The 22213-nt window shown below is 63.8% G+C and carries 21 protein-coding genes and 1 pseudogene; 9 read left to right on the top strand and 13 right to left on the bottom strand.

Going from position 1 to position 22213, the window contains the following annotated elements:
* Nucleotides 1-9: 9 nt before the first annotated feature.
* The 3 genes from orn to mntR all read right to left on the bottom strand — a co-directional run bounded on the left by orn (nucleotide 10) and on the right by mntR (nucleotide 1655).
* On the bottom strand, nucleotides 10-594 hold the full coding sequence (gene orn, locus NX05_RS03410; protein ID WP_039434842.1) for an oligoribonuclease: 585 nt from the start codon (nucleotides 592-594) through the stop codon (nucleotides 10-12).
* Nucleotides 595-666: 72 nt separating this feature from the next.
* Nucleotides 667-1122: a tRNA adenosine(34) deaminase TadA gene (gene tadA / locus NX05_RS03405; protein WP_126922885.1), complete on the bottom strand. Its 456-nt coding sequence runs from the start codon at nucleotides 1120-1122 to the stop codon at nucleotides 667-669.
* Nucleotides 1123-1187: 65 nt separating this feature from the next.
* Nucleotides 1188-1655 (bottom strand): manganese-binding transcriptional regulator MntR, encoded by a 468-nt coding sequence (gene mntR, locus NX05_RS03400; RefSeq protein ID WP_010373212.1) that lies wholly within the window; start codon nucleotides 1653-1655, stop codon nucleotides 1188-1190.
* Nucleotides 1656-1797: 142 nt separating this feature from the next.
* Between mntR and NX05_RS03395 the strand changes: the two genes are divergently transcribed.
* The 3 genes from NX05_RS03395 (at nucleotide 1798) to NX05_RS23525 (ending at nucleotide 4879) form a co-directional block, all read left to right on the top strand.
* Nucleotides 1798-3132, top strand: coding sequence for an Nramp family divalent metal transporter (locus tag NX05_RS03395; RefSeq protein WP_039434837.1), 1335 nt, complete (start codon nucleotides 1798-1800; stop codon nucleotides 3130-3132).
* Nucleotides 3133-3683: 551 nt separating this feature from the next.
* Entirely contained in the window at nucleotides 3684-4508 is an 825-nt protein-coding gene (locus NX05_RS03390) for an alpha/beta fold hydrolase (protein WP_039434997.1), read from the top strand.
* 155 nt (nucleotides 4509-4663) lie between these two features.
* Nucleotides 4664-4879, top strand: coding sequence for a hypothetical protein (locus tag NX05_RS23525; protein ID WP_155282146.1), 216 nt, complete (start codon nucleotides 4664-4666; stop codon nucleotides 4877-4879).
* Between the two features lie 81 nt (nucleotides 4880-4960).
* Here the strand turns inward: NX05_RS23525 and NX05_RS24665 are convergent.
* The 6 genes and pseudogenes from NX05_RS24665 to NX05_RS03365 all read right to left on the bottom strand — a co-directional run bounded on the left by NX05_RS24665 (nucleotide 4961) and on the right by NX05_RS03365 (nucleotide 10406).
* A pseudogene (locus NX05_RS24665) lies at nucleotides 4961-5189 on the bottom strand (xapx domain-containing protein).
* Nucleotides 5190-5194: 5 nt separating this feature from the next.
* Complete coding sequence (locus NX05_RS03385) at nucleotides 5195-6823, bottom strand: MFS transporter (protein ID WP_039434833.1); 1629 nt, start codon at nucleotides 6821-6823, stop codon at nucleotides 5195-5197.
* Between the two features lie 94 nt (nucleotides 6824-6917).
* Entirely contained in the window at nucleotides 6918-8765 is a 1848-nt protein-coding gene (locus NX05_RS03380; protein WP_173568301.1) for an amidohydrolase, read from the bottom strand.
* Between the two features lie 113 nt (nucleotides 8766-8878).
* Complete coding sequence (locus tag NX05_RS03375; protein WP_010373202.1) at nucleotides 8879-9316, bottom strand: DoxX family protein; 438 nt, start codon at nucleotides 9314-9316, stop codon at nucleotides 8879-8881.
* Nucleotides 9313-9969 carry a hydrolase gene (locus NX05_RS03370; RefSeq protein WP_039434827.1) on the bottom strand — a complete coding sequence of 219 codons (657 nt, stop codon included), beginning with the start codon at nucleotides 9967-9969 and terminating at the stop codon, nucleotides 9313-9315. The genes NX05_RS03375 and NX05_RS03370 overlap by 4 nt, the downstream gene beginning before the upstream one ends.
* Nucleotides 9966-10406 carry a helix-turn-helix domain-containing protein gene (locus tag NX05_RS03365; protein ID WP_172645732.1) on the bottom strand — a complete coding sequence of 147 codons (441 nt, stop codon included), beginning with the start codon at nucleotides 10404-10406 and terminating at the stop codon, nucleotides 9966-9968. The genes NX05_RS03370 and NX05_RS03365 overlap by 4 nt, the downstream gene beginning before the upstream one ends.
* A 649-nt stretch (nucleotides 10407-11055) precedes the next feature.
* Here NX05_RS03365 and NX05_RS03360 point away from each other — a divergent pair.
* The 4 genes from NX05_RS03360 (at nucleotide 11056) to NX05_RS03345 (ending at nucleotide 16727) form a co-directional block, all read left to right on the top strand.
* A complete protein-coding gene (locus NX05_RS03360; protein ID WP_230597759.1) occupies nucleotides 11056-13929 on the top strand; it encodes a sensor histidine kinase in 2874 nt (957 codons plus the stop codon).
* Nucleotides 13922-14563 carry a response regulator gene (locus NX05_RS03355; protein WP_039434823.1) on the top strand — a complete coding sequence of 214 codons (642 nt, stop codon included), beginning with the start codon at nucleotides 13922-13924 and terminating at the stop codon, nucleotides 14561-14563. Before NX05_RS03360 ends, NX05_RS03355 begins: the two co-directional genes overlap by 8 nt.
* A 352-nt stretch (nucleotides 14564-14915) precedes the next feature.
* Nucleotides 14916-16070, top strand: a complete 1155-nt coding sequence (locus NX05_RS03350; protein WP_039434821.1) for a Cache 3/Cache 2 fusion domain-containing protein — start codon at nucleotides 14916-14918, stop codon at nucleotides 16068-16070.
* 42 nt (nucleotides 16071-16112) lie between these two features.
* Entirely contained in the window at nucleotides 16113-16727 is a 615-nt protein-coding gene (locus NX05_RS03345; RefSeq protein ID WP_010373184.1) for a DUF8082 domain-containing protein, read from the top strand.
* Nucleotides 16728-16934: 207 nt separating this feature from the next.
* On the opposite strand, the gene NX05_RS03340 is transcribed toward NX05_RS03345, so the two are convergent.
* Nucleotides 16935-17858, bottom strand: coding sequence for a LysR family transcriptional regulator (locus NX05_RS03340; RefSeq protein ID WP_039434819.1), 924 nt, complete (start codon nucleotides 17856-17858; stop codon nucleotides 16935-16937).
* 114 nt (nucleotides 17859-17972) lie between these two features.
* Here NX05_RS03340 and NX05_RS03335 point away from each other — a divergent pair, with 114 nt between their 5' ends.
* Nucleotides 17973-19091 carry a YeiH family protein gene (locus NX05_RS03335; protein ID WP_039434816.1) on the top strand — a complete coding sequence of 373 codons (1119 nt, stop codon included), beginning with the start codon at nucleotides 17973-17975 and terminating at the stop codon, nucleotides 19089-19091.
* A 19-nt stretch (nucleotides 19092-19110) separates the two neighbouring features.
* Here NX05_RS03335 and NX05_RS03330 read toward each other — a convergent pair whose 3' ends face one another.
* Both NX05_RS03330 and NX05_RS03325 read right to left on the bottom strand, forming a co-directional pair.
* Nucleotides 19111-19893: an SDR family oxidoreductase gene (locus NX05_RS03330; protein ID WP_017113196.1), complete on the bottom strand. Its 783-nt coding sequence runs from the start codon at nucleotides 19891-19893 to the stop codon at nucleotides 19111-19113.
* Entirely contained in the window at nucleotides 19890-20216 is a 327-nt protein-coding gene (locus NX05_RS03325) for a nuclear transport factor 2 family protein (RefSeq protein ID WP_017118678.1), read from the bottom strand. The genes NX05_RS03330 and NX05_RS03325 overlap by 4 nt, the downstream gene beginning before the upstream one ends.
* A gap of 101 nt (nucleotides 20217-20317) precedes the next feature.
* Here NX05_RS03325 and NX05_RS03320 point away from each other — a divergent pair, with 101 nt between their 5' ends.
* Nucleotides 20318-21229: a LysR family transcriptional regulator gene (locus NX05_RS03320; protein ID WP_039434813.1), complete on the top strand. Its 912-nt coding sequence runs from the start codon at nucleotides 20318-20320 to the stop codon at nucleotides 21227-21229.
* 37 nt (nucleotides 21230-21266) lie between these two features.
* On the opposite strand, the gene NX05_RS03315 is transcribed toward NX05_RS03320, so the two are convergent.
* Nucleotides 21267-22157: a LysR family transcriptional regulator gene (locus NX05_RS03315; protein WP_010373162.1), complete on the bottom strand. Its 891-nt coding sequence runs from the start codon at nucleotides 22155-22157 to the stop codon at nucleotides 21267-21269.
* Nucleotides 22158-22213 lie beyond the last annotated feature (56 nt).

Genomic DNA, 22213 nt, shown 5'->3' with positions numbered 1-22213 from the left:
TGCAGGTTCTCAGCCTTCCACGCCCGCAGCGGTATCGCCACCAAGCGCGCCCATGAACTGACGATAGTGACGCAGCTCGTCGATCGAATCGCGCACATCACTCAGGGCGGTGTGGGCTGAGCTCTTGGCGAACCCATTGGCCACCGTCGGCGCCCAACGCCGCGCAAGTTCCTTGATGGTGGACACATCCAGATTGCGGTAATGGAAATAGCGCTCCAGGCGCGGCATCTGCCGGTGCAGGAAGCGACGGTCCTGGCAGATCGAGTTGCCGCACATCGGCGAGGCGCCAGCGCGGATCCACTCGCTCAAAAATGCCACCGTCTGCGCTTCGGCCTGCGCATGTGTCACCTGGCTATCGAGCACACGCTGCCACAGGCCCGAACGGCGGTGCTGGTTGCGGTTCCACTCGTCCATCGCTTCCAGGGTTTCCAGCGGATGCGCGATGGCCAGTTCCGGCCCCTCGGCAAGCACATTCAACTGCGCATCGGTCACGATGGTGGCGATCTCGATGATCGAATCGCGATCGGTATCCAGGCCGGTCATTTCCAGATCGATCCAGATCAGTCGGTCGTTGCCTGCAAGGTTCTCTGCCATATCGCCGTCCTGTGGAAGGCCGTCGCCGGCCGGGTGCTGAAAAAGGCGCGCATCATACCGCGACCACGTCGCTCAGGGCGCAAGTGGCGGCTTGCCGCGCTTGGCCCTGAAATAATTGGTCAGCCGCAAGCTCGCCTCGGCCGCAAGCACGCCACCGCTGACCCGCACATGGTGATTGTGGCGCGGGTCGGCCAGCAGGTCGAACACGCTGCCGCAAGCGCCAGTTTTGGGGTCGCTGGCGGCGTAGACCACGCGCGCGATCCGCGCATGGATCATCGCCATCGCGCACATCGCGCACGGCTCCAGGGTGACGTACAGCGTGCAGCCGATCAGGCGATGATTGGCCAGCCGGCGCCCGGCTTCGCGCATCGCCACGATTTCGGCATGCGCGCTGGGATCGTGGCTGGCGATATTGAAGTTCCAACCTTCGCCCAGCACGTTGCCTTCGGCATCGACGACCAGCGCACCAACCGGAATCTCGTCATAGTCGCGCTCGGCACGCTCGGCCAAGTGCAGGGCGTGCTGCATCCAGTGGAGGTCGATCGCCGAATGTGGCGTATCGATCGGCGCATCGGTGGGCTCTGCAGGCAAGCTCACGTGGCTGAACCGCCTTGACGTTCCAGAAACGCGGCAAACGCAGCAACCGTCGCCTCGCTCACATGGTGCTCGATGCCTTCCGCGTCGCGGCGCGCCGTGGCTTCATCGATACCAAGCGCAAGCAGGAAGCGCTCCACGATCTGGTGCCGCTGCCGGCTGGATGCCGCCAACGCTTCGCCGGCCGGGGTCAGGAACACGCCACGGTAGGGCCGCTGTATCACCCAACCATCGCGCACCAGCCGCTTGAGCATCTTGGCCACGGTGGGTTGCGCCACGCCCAGGCGCGCAGCGATGTCGACCTGACGCGCTTCACCGCCATCGACCAGCAGATCGGAGATCAGCTCCACATAGTCTTCGACCAGCTCGGCGCGGCGCGCTTCGCGCACCTGACGGAAGCTTTCCACGTGCACCTGCGCATCGATCAGGACCGGCGCGGCCGCTTCCCCCTTTTCGCTCTTGCCCACCCTTGTCCTCGCTATCGTCGCCGGCGTCGTGCCGGGATGCGTAGTTTGAAGCACGCGGCCGATCAATACGATTGAGTTTGCCAATGCTCAACAGCATAGCATTTGCTATATCATTCTCGTCGACCCGTCCTGGCCTCCCCGCATGTCCGCCGACACCACCGCCTCAGCGCCATCGTCAGCTACCGCCACCGGTGGGCTAGGCGACCACCACGCCAGCGTCTCCGTGCCCAAGGACGGCCATTGGTGGTTCCGGCTGCTGGCGTTTCTGGGGCCGGGCTACATGGTTTCGGTGGGCTACATGGATCCGGGCAACTGGGCCACCGATCTGGCGGGCGGTTCGCAGTTCGGCTATCTGTTGTTGTCGGTGATCCTGCTGTCGAACCTGATGGCGATCGTGCTGCAGGGCCTGTCGGCGCGGCTGGGTATCGCAACCGGACTGGACCTGGCGCAGGCCTGCCGCGTGCGGTATCCGCGCGGCGTCAATCTGGCGCTATGGGGCATTTGCGAACTGGCGATCATCGCCTGCGATCTGGCCGAGGTGATCGGTACCGCGATTGCATTGAAGCTGCTGTTCGGCATCCCGCTCACCGTGGGCGCGATCATCACTGCGGTGGATGTGGTGCTGGTGTTGTTGCTGATGAACCGCGGTTTCCGCGCGCTTGAAGCGTTCGTAATCGCACTGCTGCTGCTCATCTTCGTGTGCTTCGGCATCCAGATTGCGTTGGCCGCGCCGCCGATCGCGGCGGTGCTGGGCGGTTTCGTTCCGCGTGCGCAGGTGGTCACCGACCCGCAGGCGCTGTACCTGGCAATCGGCATCATCGGTGCAACGGTGATGCCGCATAACCTGTATCTGCATTCGTCGATCGTGCAGACGCGCGCGTATCCGCGGACCGATGTCGGCCGGAGATCGGCGCTGCGCTGGGCGGTCACCGACAGCACCATCGCTTTGATGTTCGCGCTGTTTATCAATGCCTCGATCCTGATCCTGGCGGCGGCGGTGTTCCATGCGCATGGCCGCACCGACGTGCAGGAAATCGAGCAGGCGCATGCGCTGCTGGCGCCGATGCTGGGTGTTGGCCTGGCATCGACCCTATTCGCGGTAGCGCTGCTTGCTTCCGGCATCAACTCCACCGTGACTGCCACGCTGGCCGGGCAGATCGTGATGGAAGGCTTTCTGCAGTTGCGCCTGCCGCCATGGGTGCGGCGCCTGCTCACCCGCGGCATCGCCATCGTGCCGGTGGTGATCGTGACCTGGCTATACGGCGAAGCCGGCACCGCGCGGTTGTTGGTGCTGAGCCAGGTGGTGTTGTCGATGCAATTGCCGTTTGCGGTAATTCCGCTGGTGCGCTTTGTCTCCGACCGGCAATTGATGGGCGCATTGGTGGCGCCGGCCTGGCTGGTGCGCATCGCCTGGGTGATCGCGGCGGTGATCCTGTGCCTGAATCTGAAGCTGCTGTGGGATACCGCGCTGCACTGAGCGACGGCCTCTTCCTTAGGCGCTGCGCTTGGGTTCGATTAGCTGCGCTGTGCGGATCGGAAGCTGAAAGAAGACCTCGCGCACGGCTCGCTTCAATACGCACCGTGACTGATGGCCGTGATTTGCCGCGCCGTAAGCGGCCGTGTGCGTTGACGCATCTTCCAGTTCGGCCTGCGCATCGCGCGAACCCATCACAGTCCACGCGCTAGCAGGTGCACTGCGCACGCGTATGCAATCTGCGTGCATGCCACTCGCGCTTTACTTGGCGCATGCACCGGTCTGTCTGTTGCCTGCGATGGCCTGCGCCGCGTGGGCACGCCGGCATGACGCGTTTGCGCGCATGCGACCGCCGGGCTGCATGCCCTCGCCCTGCAGGAGTTTTTATGGATCAGCTCGAGACGCATCCGGCCGATGCCGGACGCCGCAGCTTTCTCATTTCCGGCACGGCAGCTGTGGCAGCGTTATCGCTACCCACTCGCGCCAGTGCTGCCGTGGCCAAGCGTGCGCAATCCACCTTGTCTCCCCACTCGTCCACTCATGGAGTCCACCCGATGTCCAATTTCGTCAAACGTCCCGACGGCGCCAACATTTTTTACAAGGACTGGGGCAAGGGCCAGCCGGTCGTGTTTTCGCATGGCTGGCCGCTCAGTGCCGATGCCTGGGATGCGCAGATGCTGTTCATGGGTCAGCACGGCTATCGCGTAATTGCGCATGACCGCCGCAGCCACGGCCGTTCATCGCAGACCTGGGACGGCAACGACATGGATACCTACGCAGACGATCTGGCTGCGGTGATCGAGGCGCTGGATTTGAAGGACGCGATCCTGGTCGGTCATTCCACCGGTGGCGGCGAAGTAGCGCACTACGTCGGCCGCCATGGCAGCAAGCGCGTCGCCAAGGTGGTGCTGGTCGGCGCGGTGCCGCCGCAGATGGTGAAGAGCCCGACCAACCCGGGCGGCTTGCCGATGAGTGTGTTCGACGGCATTCGCGACAGTGTGGCCAAGGATCGTTCGCAGTTTTATCAGGACCTGACCACGCCGTTCTTCGGCGCCAACCGCGCCGGCAGCAAGGTCACCCAGGGTATGCGCGATTCGTTCTGGCTGCAGGGCATGTTGGGTGGACACAAGGGCCAGTACGACTGCATCAAGGAATTTTCCGAAGTCGATTACACGCCCGACCTGAAGAAGATCGACGTGCCGGCGCTGGTAGTACACGGTGATGATGATCAGATCGTACCGATCGATGCATCCGGCAAGGCTTCGGCCAAGATCATCAAGAATTCAGACTTAAAGATCTATGCCGGTGCACCGCACGGCCTGACCTTCACCCATACCGATCAGTTCAACAAGGATCTGCTGGCGTTTGCAAAAGCCTGATCCGCTCAAACGGATCCGCAAAGGTCTGGCTCGTGAGAGTCGGCTTTTTTGATTCTGGCGTTACTGATGGTGTATTCATGAGCAGCTGGCGAAACAAGCAGACAGTCGTCAGTCGCCTAAACCCCGCGCCCATACCGGCAGCGGAAGAGTGGCGCATGTTGCTTTCCAACGCCAGCCAGGCCCGCCTGGTGACAAGCGTCGGAGTGGTTCGCCGCTCTTCCTGGAATCAGTCAAAAGCTCAGTTGATCGAGGTCGCGGTGCCCTCGCCGCTCGCGGGACACGCCGCAGTACGTCCATGTAGGTTCGTTGGCGGCATCCATGCCGCCAACGGTCCCGCGAGCGGCGAGCGCGGCGTCTCGGTTGGGCACTGAAGGCTTGGCGTTCCTTGTTACGTAGCAAGTGAACCGAGCAAGCGGCAGCCGATGCGAGCAATACACGGAGTAATGCCAGCCTCATGCGTCGCCCCCACCCGCCGTGTGGCCGCTGGGTCCGCCGCGATGCACCAGATTACGTGCAGCACGACGCCCCAAAAAGCGGTCGTCCAATGCCTAGCCGCACGCCATTGCCAGCACTGGTAGCGCGCAGGCAAGGGCTATTGGTCCAGGCGATGGAATGCCTGCCGCACAGCAACCCAAGCCGCTTGCTACGCAGCACAACACCGCCGATAAACTTCCAATGCATGGGCATCAGATATCCGAATGCGCATGCGGCGGCAGCGCCACAACGCCGCCACCGACGAAGTGGCGCACTAGCGGTGCGCGTTCGCCTTGATGCAGGGCACGGATCTGCTCCTGCAAGTGGCGGTCGTCGCCGGTGATGCGTTCGTGTTGGCGCAGATGTTCCAACCACGAAGCGACGATGAAGTACTCCAGTTGCACGCCAGGTGTTGCAACGTCTTCGGCAATGCCCCAGACCACAGCGCCATCGCGCCGACGCGCATTGCCCAGTTGCGTCATCAACTGTAAGAACGGGCTGCGTGCGTCGGCAGCGATACGGTATTCCACCGTCACCAGCACCGGCCCGCGGTCATGCTCAACGCTGTCCGATTGCGCAGGTGCAGGCCAATGCCCGCCGGGCGCGAGATCCAGCTGTTCGGTTCCGGCAATGCGTGCGCGTTTGACCAGCAACGCTGCGATTACTGCACCCACGGCGGCGATCTGCAGGGCTGTCGCAATCGACGTGCGTTGCGCCAACGCACCCCATAACAGCGAGCCGCTGGCCATGCCGGCAGAAAACACCACGATGTACAGCGACAGCGCACGTGCACGCACCCATGCAGGCACGGAGGTTTGTGCGGGGATCTGCAACGACGACAGCACGGTGATCCAGGCCAGACCGTTCACCACCATCACCACGCACAACACGCCGATCTGCCGCGATAGCGCCAACCCCAATAGCGATGCAGCGCAGACCAGGGTGGCGACAAACACCAACAGGTCGCGGTCGTAGCGCGCACGCAGGCGCGGCAACAGCAAGGCACCGCTGATTGCGCCGATACCGATGCAGCCCAGCAGAATGCCGTAGCTGCCGGCGCCCAGCTGCATATCGCGGCGCACTACCAGCGGCAACAACGCGGTCAATGCACTGGCAAACAGGAAGAACCCGGCGGCCTTGATCAGCACTGCCTGCAGGCGGCCGGCCCGCGCGGCGTAACGCAAGCCGGCATGCAGGCCTGCGCCGAAGCTCTCCGGCGGCAAGGCCGAGGCATGCACATCGCGGTGCCATCGCCACAACACGCACAGCATCAGGCCGAACGTCAGCCCGTTGAGCAGGAATGCCCATGGCGGGCCGAATTGCGCCACGACCATCCCGCCCACGGCCGGCCCGATCGAGCGGGCGATATTCATGCCGATGGAATTGAGCGCCACCGCGGAGGCCAGCATCGGTCGCGGCACGAGTTCCGAGACAATCGCCGCCTGCGCCGGCATCGCCATCGCTGCGCCCATGCCCATCGCGAAGGTCAGCGCAACGAGCAACCACGGCGTCAGCAACTGCAGATGCGCCAGCATGGCGAGCGTGCCCGCCACCAGCAGCATCCAGCCCTGGGTGAACATCAGATAGCGGCGTCGGTTGACGATGTCGGCCAGCGTGCCGGCGACCAGCGCGAACAGCACCACCGGCAAGGTGGTGGCCGATTGCACCGCCGCCACCATCAACGGTGAGCCGGTCTGTTCGGCCATCACCCAGGAGGCGGCAACATCATTGATCCAGGTGCCGATATTGCTACCCAGAATCGCCAGCCACAACGCACGAAACACTGGCTCACGCAGCGGCGCCCAGGCACCACCTTCGGCAGGTGCGGCAGAAACAGTCATCGCGGCAAGGTTCCAGGCAATGGGATGAAACAGACGATGCAAAGGTGTGCGGCGTTCAACGCGCGTGCACGCATGTGTGGTGGCGATAGCGCCATCAAAACGCGAAACATGCGCAGCCCAATGCGCCCCAGAAACCGCGCAGGTCGTCGGTAGGTGCAGCATGCTGCGCTGCGTGTCCATGCGCGCCGTGGGCGCTACAGCCGTGGCCGTGGCCGTGCACGTGCGTTGCAGCGGACAGCCCGCTGCCTACGCCACCGACGTGATAGCCGCCAAAGCGATTCACCGGCGACCAGTCCGGCATGGCCGGTGGCAGCGTGGGTGCCAGCGCGGCAAAGTCGCCGTCACCGTGCACAACACGCCCGCCCAACACGGTCAGCACACTGGTGATGTCGGCGATGGCCGCATCGTCAACACGAAAATAATCGTCGGACAATACGATGAAATCGGCCAACTGCCCCACCGCCAGCGTGCCCTTGTTGGCCTCGTCGCCGGAAAACCAGGCGCTGCCCTGCGTCCAGAGCCGTAACGCCTGTTCGCGATCGAGCAGATTCTCTTCGCCGTATAACGCCAGGCCACCCACGGTGCGGCCGGTGACCAGCCACGACAGCGCCACCCACGGGTTGTAGCTGGCCACGCGCGTGGCATCGGTGCCTGCGCCGACCGCAATTCCCGCAGCCAGCATGCGCCGCACTGGCGGTGTTTGTTTTGCAGCTTGCACGCCATAGCGCTGCACGAACGCTTCGCCCTGATAGGCCATGCGATGTTGCACGGCGATACCGCCATTCAATGCGCGGATGCGATCGATGTTGCGCGGGGTAATCGTTTCGGCATGGTCGATAAACCAGTGCAAGCCGTCGAACGGGATGTCTGCGTTGACCTTTTCGTACACGTCGAGAATGCGCGCGATGCTTTCGTCGTAGGTTGCATGGATGCGGAACGGCCAGCGCTTTTCCACCAGCAGTCGCACCACCTGCTCCAGCTCGGGTTCCAGTTCCGGCGGCAGCTCAGGACGCGGCTCGCTGAACTGCTCGAAGTCAGCAGCGGAAAACACCAGCATCTCGCCAGCGCCATTGTGGCGTAGCAGATCATCGCCCTTGCGCACCGGCAGTAACTCGGTCCAGCCACGGAAGTCTTCGACCTCCTTGCCCTTGTTCTGGGTGAACAAGTTGTAGGCGATGCGCACGCTTAGTTGATCGGCCGCATGCAGCTGTTCGATGACCTGGTAGTCCTCCGGATAATTCTGGAAACCACCGCCGGCATCGATCACCGAGGTGATCCCCAACCGGTTGAGTTCGCGCATGAAATGGCGGGTGGAATTGGCTTGATATTCCAGTGGCAGGCGTGGGCCTTTGGCCAGGCTTGCGTAGAGGATCAACGCGTTGGGCTTGGCCAGCAGCAGGCCGGTGGGATTGCCTAACTTGTCGCGCTCGATGCGCCCGCCCGGCGGATCTGGCGTGGCCTTGTCGTAGCCGCAGGCACGCAGCGCCGCGCGGTTGAGCAAGGCGCGGTCGTACAGATGCAACAGAAACACCGGCGTGTCTGGTGCGATGGCGTTGATTTCGTCCAACGTGGGCATTCGCTTTTCAGCGAATTGATAGGCGGTGAAGCCGCCGACTACGCGCACCCACTGCGGCGCCGGCGTGCGGTCGACCTGCGCCTTCAACATCGCCATCGCGTCGGCCAGCGAGCGCACGCCGTCCCAGCGCAGCTCCAGGTTGTAATTCAAACCGCCACGAATCAGATGGGTGTGGCTGTCGTTAAGGCCGGGCAGCAGGCGCCGCGCCTGCGCATCGATGCTGCGTGCACCTTTCGCCAGGGCCATGATTTGCGCGTCGTCGCCGACTGCCACGATGCGTCCGTCGGCAACCGCAATGGCAGTGGCGCTGGGCTGACGCGGATCGAGTGTGGTGATGCGCGCATTGCGAACGACAAGATCGATCATTGGAGATGTCCTTGAAGCAGACGAAGCAGCGGGCAAGGCGCCCAATGCAAGACCGGCTGCGGCGCCCTGCATCCACAGGCGCCGCCCGGCATCGTGATCGCCCGGCGTGCGGCTCATGCCGCGCTGCGCCGACGCAGGTGGTCCAGCGACCACGCTCCACCGCCGGCCGCAGCGACTGCCAACAACACCAGCAACCACATCAGCGGGTATTCCATACCGCCCTGCATCCAGAACCAGCCTTTTGGCATGGCAACCAGCACGGTGGTCGCGATAAACAGCGCTGCCAGTGCCGCACTGGCACGGGTCCATAGCCCCAGCAAGACGGCCAGCCCGGAAAGGGTCTGCACCAACGCCAGCAGCAGAGGCAACGGTGCGACGGAAGGAAAGCCGAACTGCTGCAATTCAGCAGCAAACCCGGGCAAGCCCGGTCCACCGAACCAGCCCAGCAACTTGCCCAACCCGTGTGGCAGCAGGAAGCCGCCGCCAGCGATGCGCAGCATCAGCAACGCGAGCGAAAGCCCGGCGGTGTTGCGTGGTGCCGATGCGTTCAATGCCCGCCTTCCTGCGCACCGAACATGCTCCTGGCGTACTGGATGCCGATGCCATAGCCACCAGCATGTGCGCGTGCAATACCGGTGGTCAGCTCGTAGGTCTGGCTACGCGCCCAATCGCGCTGCAACTCCAGCAGGTACTGCACGCTGGTGATGGGTGCGGCGCCGGCCTGCACCATGCGCGTCACGGCACGTTCGTGTGCTTCATCGCTCACATCGCCGCAGGCATCGGTGATGACGTACACCTCGAAGCCTTGTTCGATCGCCGACAGCGTCGGGCCCACGATGCACACGCTGGTCCACAGACCGGCGATCACCAGGCGCCGCTTACCGATGGCGTTGACGCGATCGATCACGCCCGTGTCTTCCCAGGCGTTCATGCTGGTGCGATCGAACACCGGCTCGCCCGGAAAGATCTCCGGCAACTCCGCAAACAACGGGCCGGAGAACGACTTTTCTGCAACGGTGGTCAGAATCACCGGCACCTTGAAGCCTTTGGCGCCCTTGGCGATCAACGCCACGTTGCTGCGTAGCGCCGAGATATCGATGCTATGCGTGGCGAACGCCATCTGCGATTGATGGTCGATCAAAATCAGGGTGTGATCGCCGGGCGATAGCAAGGAGGCGCCAGGTACGGCAGTTGCAGTGGTCATGCGTGTTGCTCCAGGGATAGTGAAACGGAATGACCACCGCGCCGCTGCGCAGGTGACATGTGTGGATTGCTGCATGGCTCCATCGCCGTCTGCGCGGCGAAGCGTGCAGGGGTACAACCGGTCGCATTGCGAAAGCTGCGAACGAAGTGGCTTTGGTCGAAGAAGCACAGATCGGTGGCGATCTGGCTGATGGTGTGGCGGCCTTCGCGCAGCAGCGCCTGTGCACGTTCGAGCCGACGACGGCGCAGGTATTCCATCGGGCTGGCACCGATCGCATCACGAAACACGCGCGCGAAATGGAAGCGGCTCATGCAGGCGGCTTCCGCCAGATGCGCCACGCTGACAGGCTCATACAGATGCGTGTCGATGTACTGCATTGCACGCGCAACAGCGCGCACACGCGGCCCCTGTGTTTGCATGAGTGCTGCAGCACGCACGTCGGGACCACCAACAGCAATCAGAGGTGCCATGTGGCGTCTCCGCGGGGAATGGCCCTATGGTGCGGGGGACATCCTCACTGCCCTACCCCTGATGGTGAGGCGAATCGCTCCCCCTTTTGGGGTAGCGATGTCTGTGTCCGCCATGGCGGCAGCGTGGGTGGGATGCACGTTCGGTGCAGCGTTGCGTTGTCCACCGATACAACGTGCGTCGAATCGAAATGACGCAACGCATTGCAGAACATCCGCATCGCACCAGGCAGCTAGTGCATCCCCCCTCGACAGCGCGATCAAAATACACAACAAGCCAGCGCGGCCACCAAGCGAACGCCACTGCGAGTCGTTGCAGCAGAGTTGCGCAATACCGATGCGTCGCGTCCTACCCACAGCTCACGCAACACGCACCCGCGTCACAGGTGCAGCACCCACTAACCGATTTCGCCGCGCACGTCCCTCCCCCGAAAGAGGTGGTGGTGCTTCCCCCGATCCCGCCCGACAATGATGCGATGCCGCATGAGCCTGCCATCCGTTCGCCGTTCTTGTCGCGGCGACGCGCGACGGGCTACTGCAGTTTCACCACACCGCCTGGAGCATCGAGCGCGGTGCACCGGCCGATATCTGGGACATCCAGCAAGCCGACGGCGGTGCGTTGTGGCTGGCGACCGGCTTCGGTCTGTTCAAGTTCGACGGCGAACACTTCACCCGGCAGGCAGCACCGGAGGGTGAAGCCTACGCATCGCACAACATGACGGCGCTGTCGCTGACTGCGGACGATGGCGCGTGGATCGGCTATTTCAATGCCGGCATTGATCGCCTGGCCGACGGCCGCCTCACCCACTTTATGCCCGGCAAGGATGTGCCGGACGGGATGGTGTTCCGCATCGAACGCGATGGCAGCGGCCGCCTGTGGGCAGCCATCGATGGCGGGCTGTGCTGGTTCGACGGACAGCGCTGGCACCGCGCCGGTGCCGACTGGAGCTACCCGGCAGCAAGCGCGCAATGGCTGCTGCGCGATCGCCGCGGCATTCTGTGGGTGAGCGACGGCAGCCGCATCCTGTTGCTGCGACCCGGTGGACAACGCTTCGAACCCACCGGCCAGCAGGTCGGGCACTTCACCACCATGGCAGAGCATCCGGACGGCACGATCTGGGTTGCCGATCCGCATCGCGGCGTGTTTGCGCTGACCGATGCGCATGGTGCGGTGTTATCTGCCACCGCACGCGACCAGCTGCAGTTTCCCGGTCTGTCTGCGGGGCGCATCCGGTTCATGCGCGACGGCGCGCTGTGGGGCAGCGACTACAGCGCAGGCGGCGTGTTCCGTGTCGCCCAACCGACATCAAAGGCGCCGGTGCTCGAGCGCTTCGGCCCGGTGCAGGGCCTGACCTCGTCCACCGCCGGCCCGCTGCTGGAAGACCACGAAGGCAATCTGTGGGCCGGCACCAATCTGGGGCTCAACCGCTTCCGTCATCGCGCCCTGCTCCCGCTTTCGGCGTTGCTACCCGGCCAGCCCACGGCGGCCGCAATCTTCGCAACCGCCGCCACCCCGAGCACCCCGTTGTTACTGACGGTCCTGCGCGATGAGCGCAAGCTGGCATTGACGCGGACCGGGATCGAACGCCTGCAAGCCGGCGCACCCGCGAGCGTGCTGAAAGTGCCCTCCACCGCCGGCGGTTGGCTACTCGGCGACAACCATCTGCTCCACCTGCAGCAAGGACGCACCCACTCCTTGCCCTTACCGCAGAACGTGCCGACCGGCTCGATCCGCGGGTTCGCCGTCGATGCCCAGGACGCTCCCTGGGTGTGCCCCGACGCCAGTGGGCCGCAGCGTTGGGATGGCAATCGCTGGCAGGCGATCACCGGCCTGCAGGACGAACCCTGTTCGGTGCTCGTCGCCACGCCCGATGCCGCGCTGTGGGTAGGCAGCGTCAAGGGCGAGCTCAGCGTGCTGCGTGGCGGGCAGGTGCGGCACTACACCGCCAACGACGGCCTGGCGGTCGGCCCGATCACCGCGATCTGGCACAGCGCAGCCCTCACCCTGGTGGCTGGCGAAAGTGGGCTTGCCGCGCTCCGCAGCGGTGACCGCTTCCAGCAGGTGGCCGATCAAGCCAATCCGCTACTGCAGGGCATTACCGGCATCGTGCGCGATCGCCACGACACTTTCTGGTTGAACGGCAACCGCGGGGTGGTGCAAATCGGCCGGCTGGCGTTGTTGCGCAGCTTGCGCACCGGGGTGGCCAGCCCAACGCTGCGCGTGTACGACATCATGGATGGCCTGCCCGGCGTCGCCCAACAGGCCACTCCGGTATCTACCGCGGTTGCTGCCACCGATGGTCTGCTCTGGTTCACCACCAACCAGGGCCTGGCCTGGCTCGATCCCGAACAGACCTACCGCAACCCCACCGCGCCGGAGGTGTTCGTCACCGACGTGGTCGCCAACGACCGGCACTACCCGCGTCAGGATGGCCTGCACCTTCCTAAGGGGACAGACCGCCTGCGCATCGGCTACGACGCCATCAGCCTCACCCGCCCGGAACGCGTGCGGTTCCGTTACCGGCTGGAAGGCGTCGATGCGCACTGGCAGGACGCCGGCAACCGCGGCGAGGCGTTCTATACCAATCTGGCGCCCGGGCGTTACCGCTTCCGCATTGCCGCGGCCAACAACGACGGCCTCTGGAATGAGCGCGGCGACACCCTGGACTTCGTCATTGAGGCCGCCTTCGTGCAGACCTGGCTGTTCAAGGTGTGCTGCGCGGTGGGCCTGCTGCTGGCGCTCGGCATCGCCTGGCGCATGCGCACCCGGCACGTGGCCGGGCGCCTGCGCGCGCGCCTGGAAGAGCGTTACCGCGAACGCGAACGCATTGCCCGCGAATTGCACGACACCTTGCTGCAAGGCACCCAGGGACTGATCCTGCGGTTGCATGCTGCCAGCCGCTCGCTGCCCTGGAACGACCCGCGTCGGCTGGAGCTGGTACAGGCGGTCGACCTGGCCGAAAACGCATTGGCCGAAGGCCGCGATCGCGTCAACGGGTTACGTGACAGCCAATCGTTACATCAAGATCTGGCCGCTGCCCTGCAACGGGCGCGCAACGCCACCATGCCGCCGCCGAGTGCCGAACTGCAGGTCTCTGTCGACGGCCGGCCCCTGCGCTTGCACCCCCTGGTGGCAGACGAGCTATTCCAACTCGGCCGCGAAGCACTGGCCAATGCCGACCGGCACGCCGATGCCACCGGCATCGCGCTGGAACTGCGTTACGGTTCACGTTACTTCACGCTGCGCATCCGCGACGATGGCCGCGGCCTCGACCCGGACGTGCTGCACGGCCACGCCCGTACCGGGCACTGGGGCCTGACCGGCATGCAGGAACGCGCGCAGCGCATCGGCGCCAAGATGCAGCTGTGGTCGCGCCCCGGCAGCGGCACCGAAATCCAGATCACCCTGCCCGCCCATGCCGCTTACGTGCGCGCCAAGCGATGGTGGTGGCCATTTCACACAGCACGATCCACGGAGAGCTCCAATGGTTGAAATGGTCCGCCCAACCGAGGTGCTGGTGGTCGACGACCATCCACTGCTACGCGATGGGCTCAGCGCCATGCTCGCCGCCGAACACGACATGCGGGTGGTCGGCGAAGCCGAAGATGGCGAACAGGCGGTGGCCTGCTACACCCGCCTGCGCCCGGACGTGGTGCTGATGGATCTGCAGATGCCGCGCGTGGACGGAGTCGAAGCGATCCAGCGTATTCGCCGTGTCGATTCCGCTGCCAAGGTCATCGTGTTGACCACCTACACCGGCGACGTCCGCGCGGTGCGTGTCCTGCAGGCCGGCGCCTGCGGTTACCTGCTCAAGAGCGCGCTGCGCCGCGAGTTGGTCGACACCATCCGCGATGTACGCCGCGGCCAGCGCCGGCATGTTCCAGCCGCGGTGGCTGAAAACATCGCCGCCCATGTGCTCGACGATGCCCTGTCCGCACGCGAGACCGAGGTGCTGAACTTGGTCGCCACCGGCTGTTCCAACAAACAGATCGGCAGCGCCTTGAGCATCTCCAAAGAAACGGTCAAGGCGCATATGAAGAACATCCTGGCCAAGCTAGGCGTGCGCGATCGCACCCATGCGGTCATTGTCGCGCTGCGGCGGGGGATCCTGTCGTTAGACACCTGAGCGCACGAAGGGTCGCCAAGCGCCCGCACCCAGACCAAACCAAACCAAAAAGCTGATTGGGCCGCCCCATGCGGAAGCGAATGTTGAATCAACGCCCATACAAAAGCCGGAAGCGTATCCCAACATGGATCTGCTTACGTTACCTTATACCTCAGTTGCGGCTGGGGAGCCGCTTCAGTATGGCCTTCATCAGCCGCTAACTGCACATCAACCATCGCACTGCGCCGCGAGCGCATTGCGGCTGGGGAGCCACTTCAGTATGGCCTTCATCAGCCGCTAACTACACATCAACCATCGCACTGCGCCGCGAGCGCAGTGTCGTACATTTTCTTAATGCGTTCAGGGGAATGCAATGCTTCGTCACTCTTTGCGGGTACGCCTGCTGCTGCCGGTATTGGCCTTGGGGCTGATCGTGATGTCGGGACTAACGGTGATCCTGGCTGTCACCGAAGCAAGACGTATCGAGTCTGAAACCGCAGCGGTCATCCGACGTACCTCGGTTCTGACCCAGACCATGTTCTCGCTTACCCGCGAGATGCTGCTCGATCGCGTCGGGGCATCTATGCACAATCTGCGCAGGCAAGTCGATGAGCTAGGCCCAGCCAGTCAAGGGAACCAAGTCCGCGTCGGGCGCCGCACTGCCAACGACATACTGCTGGGTCAGAAGTCGCAGGCCAACGTGTTTGGCTTGGTCGACGCCGCCACTTCCAGCTTGGTCGACGACGGCGCTTCCATCAGTAAGCAGGGCAACGCAACGATTTTTTCTCGTGTCGGCGACGACTTCGTTCGTATCTCCACCAACATCACCAATGCCGACGGCAGTCGCGCCGTCGGCACCGTGCTCGATCCGAACAGCAAGGCCGCTGGCAAGCTGCGCAATGGAGAGAGCTTCTCTGGTGTGCTCGATGTTCTCGGCAACCCATATGTTGCTCGCTACGAACCGATCTTTGCCGGCAACGACAAACGCGTCATCGGTGCTTTGGCTATCGCCTACAAGGCCGATACGGTTGAGCTGGCGACCGTGATCGGCAGCCGTAGCATGCTCTCGTCTGGCTTCGTCGCGGTGTTGGACAGCAAGAATAAATTGCGCTTCCAGTCGACCACCGGTCCCACCACCGATAGCGCCACCATCGAGCGGATCGTCAAGGAGAGCCCGGAAGACTGGGTGGTGGTTAAAGAAGAGATACGCAATTGGGGCTTCACCTTGGCATCGGCCTATCCCAAGAGCGACATCAACGCCTTGATCTTGCACCAATCGTTGTGGATTGCCGGCATCGGCTTGCTCGTCTGTGCACTCATGGTCGGCGTGCAGTCCTTGCTGATCTGGAACCGCGTGTTGCGCCCTGTCCAGAACCTTACCGCCGTAGCGGAAGAACTCAGCATGGGCAAGTGGAACCACACCATCGCCGAGGTCAACCTCAAGGACGAGATCGGTACCCTGGCACGGGCGATTTCGCGGCTCTCCAATAGCGTGCGACTGGCGATGGAGCGGCTCAGCAAACGATGAGCCGCCCCTCCCCATCCGAACGAATGAGGCAAGAAAGACGCCATGTCCACTGAATTCCGTCCGCTGATCGAGATCCTGCGCGAGCTCAGAGCGCTGGCATTGAAGAAGGCATCCGGCTTCCTGTTCATCGTCACCGAGGAGAACCACTCCTGCATCGTCCGCATCAACAGCGGACTGATCGAAGAAGTGGTCTTCCGCATGCTGCGCAATGATGAGGCGGTAACCCGCCTCACCATGGTCAACGCGGCGAAGGCGCGCTTCCAGATCGACCCCGGTGCCGCCCTGGGCAAACCCTCGCTGTTGAGCGACGACTCGCGGCAATGGTTGATGGGTGGCTTCGAACAGGATCTGGGCGGCGCACCCGCACCGGTTGCGCCGGCACCGACACCGGCACCTGCGGCACCCGTTGCAAGCGCGAGTGCAGCGCCGGTGTCCAGGGGCGGTAACGCCAGGCCCGACGATCGCGTCCGCGATGCACTGGAAAAAGTCGCGCTGAACTATCTCGGCCCGATCGCAGGCATGCTCTGCGATGAAGCCTGGGACGCCTCCAGCGACATCGAGCAGGTGCTCAGCCAGCTCAGCACCCAACTGGCAACACCGCAGGAAGCACAGAAGTTCATGGACGACGCCCGCGTGGCATTGGCCGAGGTCCGCTGAAGACACGCTTCAGTCCGGGTCATGCATCAAGCCGCGCACTGCGCGGCTTTTTTATTGGTGCGTCAGTGGCGCTGACCGAGCAGTGCAACGCCAGGAGGTGCTGGCGCTGGCAAGACGTCGCTAGTGCACTAATCGTCGGCACACCATACGCGGATAGGTGCGTGGGAAGAGGTCATATAGTCCAGCGCCCGCTCAGCACCCCAGCCATCAGGAAGATTCCACGTCACGCCGATCGCAATGCGCGACAAAGCGCTGCAGGTTGCCCGACAGCCGTTTTTGCCGGTGCTGGATGCGGTAGAAGCGCCGCGTCAGCCGCGGCAATGTGGTGGGTAGAATCACCAGGCGACCCAGTGTCACCAGGTCCTGCACCGCACACAACGACAGGCATGCCAGCCCCAGCCCTTCGGCCGCTGCCTGCTTGATCGCTTCGGTGCTCCCGGGCTGCATCTCGCTATCGAGGTGATGCAAGTGCGGCAGCAGGACGTGCTCCACCGCCTCACGCGTGCCCGAGCCCGGCTCGCGAAGCAGCCAGCGCGCCTGTCGCAAGGTCTTCAACGGCACGCGTGCATGCGCGGCGGCCTGCGCCAATGCATGCGTCGGTGCTGCAACTATCACCAACGCGTCTTGTCGCCAAGGCACGACCTCAAGATCCGACTCATGGCACGGGCCTTCGATCAAACCGATATCCACCTCCAGCCGGCTCACGGCGGCGGCCACCTCACGCGTATTGCCGATGACCACGTCCACCGCAGCGCCCGGCCATGCTGTTCGATAGCCGGCGATCAGCGATGGCAACACGTAGTTGCCGATGGTGGTGCTGGCCCCCACGCGTAGCCGCGTGAGCAACGGCGCTGTGGCCACACCGGCGGCCCCGAGCCCGAACTGGCTTTCGATCTCCTGCACGCCGTCGAGCAAGGCCCTGGCCTGCGGCAGCAATGCGCGGCCGTTGTCGTTGAGCAGCAAACGCTTGCCGATGCGGTCGAACAGCTGTGCGCCGAGCAGGCTTTCCAGTTCATTGAGGGCGCCGCTGGTCGCCGATTGCGACAGCGCCACGCGCTCCCCCGCCGCAGTCGTGCTGCCGGTATCGGCTACGGCCGTGAAGATCAGCAACTGCCGCAGTGTCAGACGCATGCAAAGACTCATTACCTGTTTTTGTGATTGGTTATAGCGGAATAATCCGTTTGTTGGATAGATCGCCGCGGTCCACAGTGCGCGCATGCCTTCCGCAAGACGCGATCAACCGCCATGCACACCACCACTGTTCCGGCCCACCTAGCGCAGCCGCCTGCTACCAACGCATTTCACCGCATGCGCCAGTGGGTGCCGGGTCTTGCATTAACGGGCGTACTGGCCGGTGTATCGATGCAGCTGAGCAAGATCGGCTGGCTGCAGGCTAACGGCGTCAGCGCGCTGACCCTGGCCATCGTGCTCGGCATGCTGGTCGGCAACACTGTCTATCCACGCCTGAGCGCGAAAGCTGGCGCAGGTGTGCGTTTTTCCAAGGCTAACCTGCTGCGTCTGGGCATCATCCTGTACGGCCTGCGCCTGACCTTTCAGGACATCGGCAATGTCGGCTGGACCGGCGTGGCGATCGACGCGACGGTGCTGTGCAGCACCTTCGGCTTGGCCTGCTTCCTCGGCGTACGCGTGTTCGGCCTGGACCGCAACACCGCGATGCTGATCGGCGCAGGCAGTTCGATCTGCGGTGCTGCCGCCGTGATGGCTACCGAACCTGTCGTGCGCGGCCGCGCCGAACAGGTGATGGTCGCGGTGGCCACGGTGGTGGTGTTCGGCACGTTGGCGATGTTCCTGTATCCGGCGCTGTATCACCTGATCGCCCACTACCGCTGGTTCGATCTGTCGCCGACGGAGTACGGCATGTTCGCCGGCTCCACCATTCACGAAGTGGCACAGGTGGTCGCTGCCGGTCGCGCCAGCAGCGAGCAGGCCGCCAATACCGCAGTGATCGCCAAGATGGTGCGGGTGATGATGCTGGCGCCGTTTCTTGTGGGCCTGTCGGCCTATCTTTCTCGCGCCGATGGCACGCACGCAGAGGCGTTAGATAGCGATCGTGGCAATGCCACTCAACGCAGCGGCATTTTGATTCCCTGGTTCGCGCTCGGGTTCGTGGCGGTCGCCGGACTCAACTCGCTGGCACTGCTGCCCCATGCGCTGGTGCAACAGGTGATCGACATCGACACCGTCCTGCTGGCGATGGCCATGGCCGGCCTTGGCTTGACGACCCACGTCTCGGCCATCCGCAAGGCAGGCATGAAGCCGCTGGCACTGGCGGCCATCGTGTTTGCCTGGCTGATGTGCGGCGGCTTTGCCATCAACGCAGGCATCACCGCACTGCTCAACTGACGCAGCACCGGATTCGAGCCTACAACGTAGGAACCGTGCCGCCGTCGATCCGATATTCAGCCCCCGCAATCGAGGCAGCGCGCGGAGACGCCAAGAAGGCGATCAAATCGGCCACCTCCTGCGGTTTGGCGGGACGGCCCACAGGAATGCCTCCCAACCACTCCATCACGATTTTCTTGCCGCCTTCGTAGTCTGTTCCGGCGTCTTCCCCCATCCGCTGCGCAAATGCCACGGACGCCTCGGTCTCGATCCAGCCTGGCGCAACGCTCAACACGCGCACGCCTTGCGGCGTCACTTCGCGTGCCAGCGACTTGCTGTAGGTGGTGAGCGCGCCCTTGGCCGCCGCATAGGCGGTGGTGGACTCTGACAACGGCAGCACCCGCTGGATGGAACTGACGTGGATGACGACACCGGAGCCTTGCACCAGCATCGTTGGCAGCAGTGCGCGATCCAAGCGCACCGCGGGCATCAAATTCAGGTTCAACTCGGCAAACCAGTGCGCATCGCTGATCGCGGCAAAACCGCCACCGGGCGTATTTGAACCGCCGAGCACATTGATCAGGATGTCGACGCCGCCCCACTCCTGCAGGACAGTTTGGGCAAGCTGCTGCGTGCCCTCGGCCGTCGATAGATCGGCCGCCACGTACATCACTCCCGCCACCGGCTGGGCTGGCAGCGTGCGCGCGGAAGTCGCCACGCGCGCGTCGGCCTCCACCAGGGAGTTCACAACCGCAGCGCCCAGACCCAGCGTTCCGCCGGTAACCACGGCCCGCAGGCCGGTCAGTTGCAGGTCGAAGCTCATACCGTGACCTGCAGCGATGCGATCAGGCCGCGTTCGAGGCGAAAGCGATACGACAACACGACCGGGCTGCCGGGAAAATTGCCGCTGACCTTGGCACGCACGCAGTGGATGCCGTCCTCGCGCTCAATGGCAAACGGCACGCTCAGTGCGTTGTACTTGGCCGATGCCTCGGCCATGAAAGTCTTGATCGCGTCGATACCCGTATAGCTGTGACCGTCGTCGGTCATGACAGCGTGCGCAGTGAAGCACTGCGCCAATGCGTCAGGGTTGTGCTCGGCCGCAAAGTAAGCGGCAATCGGCTCGGGAAGGGTCGGGATGTCCATGTGGCTGGCTCCGTAGGTGAGTGGAGACCTCAGCATGCGCACCAGAGCGAATTCAGTGAATACTCTAGAATCCGGACGGGCTATGCAGAAAGGAATGCATAATGCGCGGATCCGATTTTGCTGAGTTGAAAGCCTTCGTGGCTGTGGTGGAGCGCCAGAGCTTTGCGCGGGCCGCAGAGCACCTGGGCCTGTCACCGTCGGCACTGAGCCAGACCATTCGTCAGTTGGAAGGCCGCATCGGCGCGCGGCTGTTGAACCGCACGACGCGCAGCGTGGCACCGTCGGCAAGTGGCGAACTGCTCTACAACCGCATCGCGCCGTTGTTTCGCGAGATGGCGGCTGCCGTCGCCGAAGCCAGTGAAGCCACCGGCCAGATGCGCGGCACTTTGCGCATCAACACGCTGGGGATTGCCGCGCGAACTATCATTGCGCCCCGGCTCGCGCGCTTCCATCACGCACATCCCGACGTTGTGCTCGACATCGTGGTCGACGACGCACTGGCCGATATCGTCGCTGGCCGTTTTGATGCCGGCATCCGTGTCGGTGGCCAGCTTGAGAAAGACATGGTGGCGGTGCGCCTGACACCGGATTTAAAGATGGTGGTCGTCGCGTCGCCGGACTACCTGGCACGCAGAGGAACGCCCAAATCACCTACCGAACTGCATGACCACGCATGCATCAACTGGCGGCTGCAGATGGACGGCAGGCACTATCGCTGGGAGTTCGAAAAGCGCGGGCAACGCATCGAGGTGACGGTGGATGGCCCGGTGGTCACCAATCACGCAGATATCGGCATTGCTGCTGCGGTGAATGGGCTCGGCATCGCCTATCACTTCGAGCGGGACGGCGTGGGCGCGTTATTGGCCCAGGGGCGCTTGGTCCAACTCCTGACGGACTGGTCGATTTCGCGCCCGGGGCTGTTCCTCTATTACCCGAACAGACAGCATCGGCCAGCGCTTCTGGGTGCCTTCATCGACTGTCTGTTGGACCGAGCACCGTTCGATCCGCTTTAGCTTCGGGTCTATACGCCATCGCGAAATCGACGTGGAGCTACAGGTTTGCAGACGTAGCCGCGGGCTGAAGCAGAAGCCTTACCAGCGGATTCGGAAAGCGCCGCGACATGGTGACCGCATGGAACGTCTCCACGATGTCCGGCAATTGATCGCCTTCCATCAACGCGCCCGCGGCAATCTCGTCCTTCACCACGATCGGCGGGAGAACGGCCAGGCCAATGTCCTCGCGGGCAAGCAGTCGCATCATCGCCATGTCCTCCACTTCCGCCACGATCTGCGGCTGCACGCCCAGGCGATCGGCCAAGGCGTCGAAGCCGATGCGCACGCTGCTCTCCGCCGTGGGCAAGATGATCGGGTGGTTGCGAAGCCGGTCGGCGAAGCTGGCGGCATGGCTCAACCGATCCGGCGTCCCGACCAGGCTGACCGGGTACTCGGCAAGCCGTTGGGTGACGAATGGCGACAGCGCATCACCGGCCGGTGCCCGATTGAGCAGCACCACATCGAGGTTGAGCGCCTCCAGCGCCCGCAGCAGCTCGCCCGCGCTGCCCGAACGCAGAATCAGATCGATATCGGTGCGGCCGAGCAGCGGGCGCAGGAACTCCATCTGGAAGTTGCGCGACAGCGTGGCCAGCGAGCCGACCCGCAGTGCCTGTCGCGCGGCACCTGTCTGGCGCAGCGTGCCAAGCAGCTCATCGCCGGTGGCAAAGATCGCATCGGCATGGTCCAGCACGATCTGCCCCGCCTCGGTCAGATGCAACTGCCGCCCGCGGCGTTCGAACAGCGCATGACCCAGGCGCTCTTCCAGTTTGCGGATCTGCACCGACAACGCCGACTGGGTGAGGTTGAGGCGCTCGGCCGTGCGGGTGAGGTTGCCCTCGTGCGCGACGGCCCAGAAGTAGCGCAGATGGTTGTAGTTCAAGGCTGCCATATCGTTCGATAATAACGAACGATATGAAAAGAACAATGAATTTTTTTTCTAACCCT

It is taken from the genome of Xanthomonas vasicola (assembly GCF_000772705.2).
GTDB classification, from domain to species: Bacteria; Pseudomonadota; Gammaproteobacteria; order Xanthomonadales; family Xanthomonadaceae; genus Xanthomonas; species Xanthomonas vasicola.
This window is presented reverse-complemented; position numbering and strand designations above follow the sequence as displayed.

Excerpts from the sequence above, each read along its gene's own strand:
- orn (WP_039434842.1), bottom strand. The coding sequence starts at position 594 with ATGGCAGAGAACCTTGCAGGCAACGACCGACTGATCTGGATCGATCTG.
- tadA (WP_126922885.1), bottom strand. The coding sequence starts at position 1,122 with ATGCAGCACGCCCTGCACTTGGCCGAGCGTGCCGAGCGCGACTATGAC.
- NX05_RS03395 (WP_039434837.1), top strand. The coding sequence starts at position 1,798 with ATGTCCGCCGACACCACCGCCTCAGCGCCATCGTCAGCTACCGCCACC.
- NX05_RS03390 (WP_039434997.1), top strand. The coding sequence starts at position 3,684 with ATGTCCAATTTCGTCAAACGTCCCGACGGCGCCAACATTTTTTACAAG.
- NX05_RS23525 (WP_155282146.1), top strand. The coding sequence starts at position 4,664 with ATGTTGCTTTCCAACGCCAGCCAGGCCCGCCTGGTGACAAGCGTCGGA.
- NX05_RS03385 (WP_039434833.1), bottom strand. The coding sequence starts at position 6,823 with ATGACTGTTTCTGCCGCACCTGCCGAAGGTGGTGCCTGGGCGCCGCTG.
- NX05_RS03380 (WP_173568301.1), bottom strand. The coding sequence starts at position 8,765 with ATGATCGATCTTGTCGTTCGCAATGCGCGCATCACCACACTCGATCCG.
- NX05_RS03370 (WP_039434827.1), bottom strand. The coding sequence starts at position 9,969 with ATGACCACTGCAACTGCCGTACCTGGCGCCTCCTTGCTATCGCCCGGC.
- NX05_RS03355 (WP_039434823.1), top strand. The coding sequence starts at position 13,922 with ATGGTTGAAATGGTCCGCCCAACCGAGGTGCTGGTGGTCGACGACCAT.
- NX05_RS03350 (WP_039434821.1), top strand. The coding sequence starts at position 14,916 with ATGCTTCGTCACTCTTTGCGGGTACGCCTGCTGCTGCCGGTATTGGCC.
- NX05_RS03345 (WP_010373184.1), top strand. The coding sequence starts at position 16,113 with ATGTCCACTGAATTCCGTCCGCTGATCGAGATCCTGCGCGAGCTCAGA.
- NX05_RS03340 (WP_039434819.1), bottom strand. The coding sequence starts at position 17,858 with ATGCGTCTGACACTGCGGCAGTTGCTGATCTTCACGGCCGTAGCCGAT.
- NX05_RS03335 (WP_039434816.1), top strand. The coding sequence starts at position 17,973 with ATGCACACCACCACTGTTCCGGCCCACCTAGCGCAGCCGCCTGCTACC.
- NX05_RS03330 (WP_017113196.1), bottom strand. The coding sequence starts at position 19,893 with ATGAGCTTCGACCTGCAACTGACCGGCCTGCGGGCCGTGGTTACCGGC.
- NX05_RS03325 (WP_017118678.1), bottom strand. The coding sequence starts at position 20,216 with ATGGACATCCCGACCCTTCCCGAGCCGATTGCCGCTTACTTTGCGGCC.
- NX05_RS03320 (WP_039434813.1), top strand. The coding sequence starts at position 20,318 with ATGCGCGGATCCGATTTTGCTGAGTTGAAAGCCTTCGTGGCTGTGGTG.
- NX05_RS03315 (WP_010373162.1), bottom strand. The coding sequence starts at position 22,157 with ATGGCAGCCTTGAACTACAACCATCTGCGCTACTTCTGGGCCGTCGCG.